Annotated in this window: 7 protein-coding genes; 1 reads left to right on the top strand and 6 read right to left on the bottom strand. The window is 66.3% G+C overall.

Annotated elements, in window-relative coordinates:
* Positions 1-75: 75 nt before the first annotated feature.
* From ASG32_RS35615 to ASG32_RS15870, 4 genes are all read right to left on the bottom strand, one after another.
* Positions 76-882, bottom strand: coding sequence for a hypothetical protein (locus tag ASG32_RS35615; RefSeq protein ID WP_157861987.1), 807 nt, complete (start codon positions 880-882; stop codon positions 76-78).
* Positions 883-1591: 709 nt separating this feature from the next.
* Positions 1592-2638, bottom strand: a complete 1047-nt coding sequence (locus ASG32_RS32640; protein WP_082557913.1) for a glycosyltransferase — start codon at positions 2636-2638, stop codon at positions 1592-1594.
* Positions 2639-3486: 848 nt separating this feature from the next.
* On the bottom strand, positions 3487-3720 hold the full coding sequence (locus tag ASG32_RS33935) for a hypothetical protein (RefSeq protein ID WP_056527938.1): 234 nt from the start codon (positions 3718-3720) through the stop codon (positions 3487-3489).
* Positions 3721-3775: 55 nt separating this feature from the next.
* On the bottom strand, positions 3776-4006 hold the full coding sequence (locus tag ASG32_RS15870) for a hypothetical protein (protein WP_056527935.1): 231 nt from the start codon (positions 4004-4006) through the stop codon (positions 3776-3778).
* Positions 4007-4518: 512 nt separating this feature from the next.
* On the opposite strand from ASG32_RS15870, the gene ASG32_RS15865 reads away from it, so the two are divergent.
* Positions 4519-4791 carry a hypothetical protein gene (locus ASG32_RS15865; RefSeq protein ID WP_056527932.1) on the top strand — a complete coding sequence of 91 codons (273 nt, stop codon included), beginning with the start codon at positions 4519-4521 and terminating at the stop codon, positions 4789-4791.
* A gap of 173 nt (positions 4792-4964) precedes the next feature.
* Here the strand turns inward: ASG32_RS15865 and ASG32_RS15860 are convergent, their stop codons facing one another.
* Positions 4965-5258 carry a hypothetical protein gene (locus tag ASG32_RS15860; RefSeq protein ID WP_056527929.1) on the bottom strand — a complete coding sequence of 98 codons (294 nt, stop codon included), beginning with the start codon at positions 5256-5258 and terminating at the stop codon, positions 4965-4967.
* Between the two features lie 231 nt (positions 5259-5489).
* Positions 5490-8165 carry an excinuclease ABC subunit UvrA gene (locus ASG32_RS15855; RefSeq protein ID WP_056527926.1) on the bottom strand — a complete coding sequence of 892 codons (2676 nt, stop codon included), beginning with the start codon at positions 8163-8165 and terminating at the stop codon, positions 5490-5492.
* Positions 8166-8408: the final 243 nt, after the last annotated feature.

Below are 8408 nucleotides of genomic sequence, written 5' to 3'. Positions count from 1 at the left end.
GAGTGGGTCATGGCCAAGGCGCAGTTCGCCGTCATCTTCGGCGAGCGCTTCACCCGGGCCATGGCGGCCTGATGTTCAACCCGCCGCCCGCACACGGAATTCCTGACAGTCCCCGGTGAAGCCGCCCGAGATCGTGCCGGTGTTGGTGATGGCGATGTTCGCGCCGGACAGACCGGCTCCCCCCTGGCCCGCGATACCCGCCGTGCCACCATTCGCGGCCCCGCCCAGACCACCGTTTCCGCCCGTGATCTGGCCGGTGTTGGTGCCCGTGCTCCCGTAGAGGAAAAGTCCGATGCCGCCCTCACCGCCGGAACCGCCGAAAGCGCCGGGACCGCCGGCGGCACCGCCGGCACCGCCGTTCCCGCCGGTGATCTGAGCGCTGGCGATGAAGGATCCGGGGCCGGGCTCCACGAAGCCGTAACCACCGCTGCCGCCGCCACCACCTCCGCCCGTCCCGTTGCCGGCACCGCCCGCTCCACCGGTGCCGCCTGTCCGCGAAAAGGTGAAGCCTACGCCATTCCCGGTGTTGGAGAGGTACTGGCCGTGGCTGCCGCCGCCGCCGCCGCCGCCGCCGTCGCCGGGATTCGGACCGGCAAGGCCAGCCCCGCCAGCCCCCCCGAAAAAGCTGGAGCCCGTGTTGGTCGAGTAGGCGCCACCCGTTCCCGACGTGTTGGTGACAGTTCCACCAGCCGCCGCGCCCCCGTTGCCGCCGGCGCCTCCGACCGAGCCTGCGGCACCGCCCGCACCTCCGCCGCTCCCCTGGGCAGAAGCGCCGCCGTTTCCACCGGCCGCGCCGGTGCCGTTCGCCACCTCGTCCGCCCCGGGCTGACCGCCGGTGCCGTTGACCGGATCTGCGCCGCTCCCGCCCTGACCGCCCGACATCGCCGCGTTCCCAACCATCCGTATCGACCCGTCATCCGCAATCTTGCGCGGGCGGGTGCTTGCCGTCAGCGTGGCGCCTGTAGGCCCTCGGAGTCGAGGATGCAGCGTCGCCTAATCGGTGATTGCCGGGCTCGAGACAGCGCTTTTTGATCCGTTGTGCTCTCTCCGCGACAGGAGGTCAGACTGATCTGGCACGGAAACTGATTTTATGGCCTTTCATGCTCTTCTGCTGGGAAGAATAGTTATCAACAAGTCGACAGGTTGGTTCGCACGCCACTCATGCGCCCCAGCGCAGGGGTCGATCCGGATGTGGCCCGTCCGCAGTGCGACATATCTCAGAATGGCTTCGGCGAAGTCCCGAGCGACGAATGCCGGCAAGGCTGAGGTCGGCTCAGGGCTGGGAGCTTAGTCTGCGCGCGGGTGGCGCGGCACCTGTCAGCCGGGGGCGCGGGCGGAACCTTCGGCGCGGTGCGACTGCCGATGATAATCCTGACCATCGGCGTGAAGAGCGCCTGTGCCGGGAGTCAGGCTTGAGCGCGACCACGCGCCGCCGGATCGGCCGGGCAGGCAATGCGCCACCGCCGCGACAGCTCAGTGTGCGCTGGTCCGGCATCCGCTGCGGCAACCTTGACGCCTGGGTTGCGACGTCGAAGACCCATGCACAATCGATATCGACAGGACGCTCGAAGGCCGAAACCTTAGCTCAGTTTCACTCATGGAGAGCCTTGCGCCCCGGCCTGATGATGGCGCCACGGGCGTAACTGAGGATAGATTTTGCGGTTCTGGCGAGCAGTGTTCTACCATTCAACCTGACACGAAGTATCAGTTTTGCTACACGATTAGGTAAGAAGATCATGGAGATCGCCGCGCTCAAGGTTATCAATCTCCTCGCGGAACCATACCATTTCGGAAAATATTCCGCCAGCTCGACTACCTGTTTCAACGTGAGCTTTTCCCCAGAGACAATATTGATGTATATCTGGTCTCTCAAGTATATATAATTTCTGCGACTCCCAATAATGTCATGATCAATTTTTCTGACGGAAAGTATATGCTTCAAATGTTCCAAACGATTGGAAAATCGTTCTTGACTGTATTGAAGCCGCTCGACTGAAGGCAAGCGCCCGGTCGAGGACATATTTTTATCGTGAACCCTATAGTAGCCCAGCGCCTCATTGAACGTGTAGATTTCGCCCATGAACGGAGCCGCAATAAGGATTACACCGTCCACCGTATCATAGGATGCCTCTCGAAGAAGATCGCACACGTCTCTTCGAAAAATATTCCCCGAGGTCGGAGGTGAAACATATACTCCTGTTTCAGATATGTCCTGAATGTAGGAATTTTTTGTTTTCTGGGCGCTCAGATCAGGGAAAATTCTACCTTGTTCATCCCCTTTTTCATCGATTATTGACAAGGGGAATTGGAGCTTAGAGTATTTGTCATCTAATGCCCCGACAATTTTCTGTAAAGCACCTGAAGAAATCTTATCATCAGCATCCAAGAACAGAACGTGCCTCGCTGTCGTATTATCTAAGCCGAGTACGCAGGCGCTTACAGGACCGCCGTTTTCCTTACGCAGACATTTTACACCAGTACCCTGAATTAAAGTCCACGAATTGTCTGTCGATCCATCGTCAACGACGACCAGTTCACAGTCATCATGGAGTTGAAAACTCACACTTTCGATCGCTTCGACTATATATCTCTCGTAATTATAACAGTTGACAATGATCGCGAGCTTCTTGGTACCCATCTGTCGGCTCCGAGTTCAGCCACTGAAACCCCGGGGGCCCAGCCGCGAATCATTCGCATCTGAATCTATCTTCGACTGCAAATACGGCAAATATCACCCATACGGATACGGGTAATTTCACTGAAGATTTGTTGACGGCCAATTCAGATAAAGCAAAGTAAATTCCGATCTAAGCTCTCCATTTTCGACTCGATCAAACACCATCGCGTAGACAAATTTTTTTATTATTTCCCAATTGCCGTCGAATGTTCGGCTCTACGTAACAAAAAGTCGAAATCGAGCCATAATAATCTTTAGATTCGGAAACAGTGCTACGCTCATTTGATAATTTAGCTACGAAATACCTGATTGAACGGTCCGCAACGACTGTGTGACCGAGAGAAATTCGACTCCTGATCGAGCGCCACCCTCCTTTCAACGTTATAGAGGGTGTGGTTGTAGACATCGACCACATCTCGGGATCCCGAGATGTGGTCGAACAAAGCATCGACACCGTGAGGCAGCACGCCCCGCTCGTTCATGCGGGTGGACACCGTCCGCCGCAGATCGTTCAACCGCCACTCCGTGACGCCAGACCGCTTGTTTGTCGCGGCCTTCGCGTTCAAGAATCCCGAGAACCTGGCGGCGCCTCCACCGAACAGGAGCGGCCAGCCAGCACTGGGCTGGACCTTTGCGAGCAGGTCGAGGCGCGGGACAGTGGCACGTCGAGCAGCAGACTATTCTTGGTCCGCCGGCCCGGTAGTCGCCAGATGCCGCTCGCCAGATCGAGCTCGGCCCGCGTCATGCCCGCCACCTCCTCGCGGCGCTGACCGGTCCGCGTTCGCGAGCGGACGATGCGGCCGAAGTCGTCATCCCGACAAGCCTTCAACGCAGCCTTGATCTCGTCGGGCGAGAGCAACCCGGCAGCGCTTCTCCTCCTGGGCCGTCTCGATCGTGCCGACTACCGGGTTGGGCTCGGCCCTGCCGTTCTCGATCAGCCACGCATAGATGGCTGAGAGCGTGGCCCGCGCCCTTTTCGCCGCGTCCGGCTCGTTCCTCTTCAAGATCACCCCGAGGCGCTCGATGACTGTCGCCCGGCTCATAGCGTGGAGCGGCTCGCGCAGCTTCCAGGTGGCTGCTCAGTGTTCGACCCGGACGTCACGACGGCCCACGCCTTGGCGCGTCGCTCCTCGGCGCGCGGATCCAACCTGACTTGGCCAGCACCGGCCGCTCGCTCGCCGCTCGCCAGGCATCGGTCGACGAGAGCAGCAAGACCCGGCCGACGGTGTCCCGCTCTGTCTGATCGATCGCGTTGCGGCATTGGACGATCCGCTGCCGCGAGCCGCCCGCGCCGACGCGCAGGCCGAAGCCAGGGAAGTCGTCGAACACGACCAGGCGTTCTTTCCCGGCCGAGAATTCGCGGCGGCAGCGGTCTGTTCGGCGAGGCGACTTCCGGCAAGCACGCAGAGCGACTTCGGCGGTGCCCCGCGTTGGACAATCGGCGGGTCCATCGATTTCGGGAACGCGCTCAAGCTGTCGGCGACGCCGGTAAGCAGAACATGCGCGTCTCGGCGCCCGGAGCGTCGTCCTCTTAACGCAGCGGGTCCCAGGTTCGAACCCCAGCGCGCCTACCGAGCCTTCGAGGGCCATGGCCGAACCGCTCGGCAGCGTACTCCGCCAACCTTTATTGCCTTCGGCGCGTCCTACGAAGGTGCGGCGCGTTTTCCGATCTCGACGTGGGGGCGCCGTCCCGGTTAGCTGGTGTGGCACGGATCGGAGGGTCAGGAGGGAGTTGTGACAGGAGTTCGGCTGCGCGTGTCCGCCCCAAGGTGTCGTGCCCGCGCCGGTCGCGTCGGCGTAACGCCCTGCATGTCCGGCCGAGAGCGGGATCGGGAGGGCACATGACGTCCACCGCTCTCGCCGTGATGATGGCCGGCGTGCTGGGGGCCTTCTGCACGATCGTGTTCGCGGTCGACTGGGTACCGGGCTCCGTCGTTGGATTGCCGAACCTGCCGAGCCGGCGCGTGATCGGCCTGTGGGTCTACAACGGCGTTCTCTGCCTCGCCCTGGCCGCTTGGTTGGTGTGCACGTATTTCTGCACCGTCGACGGCTACGACGACATTCCCGCGGTGCGCGACAGCGTCTGCAGGCCGCAGGCGACCGTGGGCGCGTGACCGGCGCTTCTCCGGGTTCGGCGGGGTGCCGTGGCCCGCACGGGGGCCACCCTGAAAGTCGGGTCTGCGGCGGCGCGGTACGGGTCAGGGCATGATCATCCGTCCGCCGCGCGGCACGCCGACGGCGCTGGATCGGCCGTTGACGTCCGGCCGGAATGCCCGGCGCGGATCTGCTAGCTGAGCTTGTCGTCGGGCTCCGTGGGCTCCACGCTCGTGCCCAGCGCACCGCCCGCGGGCGGATCGGTCCGACCGCGCTGGTCCCGGCCCGAGACTCCGTCCGTCTCGCCCGCCCGCTGCCCATGCGGGTGCAGCGCGTGACGGTCGGCGCGGGCCATCTCCTTGTGGGTCGGGATAGACCGCCACGGCGCGGAAGCGGTCCCCAGGCGAAGCGTTGAAGGGGACCGCGTGAGGAACACCGCGAGCAGGACCCACGGAATGACGAACACGGCGAACGCGGTGAGGCCCATGGCGATCCTCCGGAGAATTTAGCAGTAACGGTTGAAACTCCGGCGGCTCAGTACTGATCCCGCAAACCTCACTTTAATCGATACTGCACCGCAGCGCGTTCTCCGGCGCGCAAGACGCGGAACACGATCGACCGGCCAGACCGTCGGACCACTGCCGGCAACCCGGCGCGTGACGTGTGCGCGCGGCACGCCTTCGTCCTTTGAGCCCTGTGCCGGCCGCGGTGGGTGACCTCAGCCCGGCGGCCGCGTGCGGACCGTCGCGAGTTCCTCGCGCAGATAGGGCGCCGTGCGGCCGGCCGCGGCCGCGGCGACGATCTCGGGCCGGCCGGCGGCCACGACGGTGCCGCCCTGGTCGCCGCCGCCAGGGCCCATGTCGATCACGTGGTCGGCCCGGGCGACGACGCGCATGTCGTGCTCGACAATGACGACGGTGTTGCCCGCGTCGACCAGACCGTTGAGCTGGACCATGAGGCGGTCGACGTCGGTCGGGTGCAGGCCGGTCGTCGGCTCGTCGAGGACGTAGAGCGTGCCGCCGCGCTGCCCGCGCTGCAGCTCGGTGGCGAGCTTGATGCGCTGGGCCTCTCCACCGGAGAGTTCGGTCGCCGGCTGGCCGAGCCGCAGGTAGCCGAGGCCGAGATCGCGCAGCACGGTGAGCGGCCGCAGCACGGACGGCTCGTCCGCAAAGGCCGCGCAGGCCCGGTCGACGGTCAGCGCGAGCACGTCCGCGATGCTCAGCCCGTTCCACGTCACCGCCAGCGTCTCCGGCGCGTAGCGCGTGCCGTGGCAGGTCGGGCAGGGGGCGTAGACGCTCGGCATGAAGAGCAACTCGACGCTGACGAAGCCCTCGCCCTCGCAGGCCGGGCAGCGCCCCTTGGCCACGTTGAAGGAGAAGCGGCCCGCATCGTAGCGGCGCCGCCGAGCCTCCGGGGTCGCGGCGAACAGCTTGCGGACGGCGTCGAACAGGCCCGTGTAGGTGGCGAGGTTCGAGCGCGGCGTGCGCCCGATGGGCTTCTGGTCGACCTGCACCAGGCGCCCGATCCCGTCCATGCCGCCGGCGATGCGGCCCTCCGACGGGCCCGGCACCTCGTCCAGGGGATCGTCCGGCTCGTCCTCGGTCTTCACCGGCCGGCCGAGACGCTCGCCGACCAGCTCGAGCAGGGCCTGACTGATCAAGCTCGACTTCCCGGAGCCCGAGACGCCGGTCACGGCGGTGAGACACCCGATCGGGAAGGGGACCGAGACGCCCTTCAGGTTGTTGCGAACGATGCCTTCGAGGCGCAGCCACCCCGCGGGCTCCCGCGACGGCCGCGGGGGCGCCTCCACCAGCCCGAACAGGTAGAGCCGCGTCCGGGACGCCGCGACGTCACGCAGGCCCTCCGGCGGCCCGCTGTAGAGGATCGTGCCGCCGTTCTCGCCCGCTTCCGGCCCGACGTCGACCAGCCAGTCGGCGCGGCGCATGGTGCCGATGTCGTGCTCGACGACGAAGAGCGAATTGCCCGCGGCGAGCAGCCCGGCCAGCGCGTCGTGCATGGCGTCCCCGTCGGCGGGGTGCAGACCGGCCGTGGGCTCGTCGAGCACGTAGACGACGCCGAACAGCTGCGAGCGCAGCTGGGTCGCGAGGCGGAGGCGCTGCAGCTCACCCGACGACAGGGTCGTGGTCACACGGTCCAGCGAGAGGTAGCCCAGGCCCAGATCCGCGAGCGTCCCGATGCGCGCGATGAGGTCCGAGGCCAGGCGCTGGGCGGCGAGGCGCTTCTCGATCGACAGGTTCGGCGTGACGCGCACGTCCGGCGCGCCCGCATGGGCCGAGCCACCGGACGCGGCACGCTCGGCGCGGTCCTTCCGGCCCACCGCGCGGTCGAGGGTGGCGGATGCGGCGTCGGCCTCGGGCTGCCGGTCCTCGGCCGCCGGCCTTAGGGCCTCGGCGACCGCCGAGAGCGGCATGCGCGAGAGCGTGCCGATATCCAGCCCGGCGAACGTGACCGAAAGCGCCTCGGGCTTCAGCCGCTTGCCGTGGCAGGCCGGGCAATCCTCGCTCACGAGGTAGCGCGCGGCGCGGCGGCGCATCAGCGCGCTCTGCGAGTTGGTGAAGGTGCCGAGCACGTGGCGGCGGGCGCTGGTGAAGGTGCCCATGTAACTCGGCTCCAGGCCACGGCGGCGGGCGAGCCGCGTCTGCTCCGGGGTGAGGCCGGCATAGACCGGCTCCTGCGGCTGCTCGTCCGTGAACAGGATCCAGTCCCGGAGCATCCGGGGCAGCGCTTTCCAGGGCGTGTCGACGTCGACGCCCCGGCTGACAAGGATGTCCCGCAGGTTCTGGCCGCCCCAGGCCTGCGGCCAGGCCGCGACGGCCCGCTCGCGGATCGTCAGGGACGGGTCCGGCACCATCGAGGCTTCCGTGGCCTGGTAGACCCGCCCGAGGCCGCCGCAGGACGGGCAGGCGCCCTGCGGCGTGTTGGGCGAGAAATCCTCGGCGTAGAGCATCGGCTGGCCGGGCGGGTAGGTGCCGGCGCGCGAGTACATCAGGCGCACGAGGCTCGACAGGGTCGTGACGCTGCCGACCGACGAGCGCGCGCTCGGGGTGCCGCGCTGCTGCTGGAGCGCGACAGCGGGCGGGAGGCCCTCGATCGCGTCGACGTCGGGGACGCCGACTTGGTCGATCATCCGCCGCGCGTAGGGCGCGACCGATTCGAAGTAGCGGCGCTGCGCCTCCGCGTAGAGGGTGCCGAAGGCCAGCGAGGACTTGCCGGATCCGGAGACGCCCGTGAACACAACGAGCGCGTCGCGCGGCATCTCCACGTCGATGTCGCGCAGGTTGTGCTCCCGCGCGCCCCGGACCGTGACGTAGCCCGTCCGCCCCGCACCTGCCCGCGCGATCGTCGTGTCGCGCCGGGGTTTCGCTTGGTCCATGAGCAGCCTTCTCGAAGGAGGCCGGCGCCCCCGCGGATCGTGAAATCGGGAGACCGGAGACCGGCGCGGGCGACGGGGCCGTCACCGCGCGGGCCGCCGTGGCGACCCGTATACCGTCCGGCCCACAAACCGAAACCGGACCGCGCCGGGAACGCGTCAGACAGCTGGCTTCGCGGCGGAGCGACCGGGATAGCTCGGTCGCAGGCGAGGACCGTCGCCGCAGCACCACCGGACCGGATCAGG

It is taken from the genome of Methylobacterium sp. Leaf361 (assembly GCF_001424445.1).
In the GTDB taxonomy this organism is placed as follows: Bacteria; Pseudomonadota; Alphaproteobacteria; order Rhizobiales; family Beijerinckiaceae; genus Methylobacterium.
Note: the sequence above shows the minus strand (reverse complement) of the source record. Positions and strands in the feature narration are given on the sequence as shown.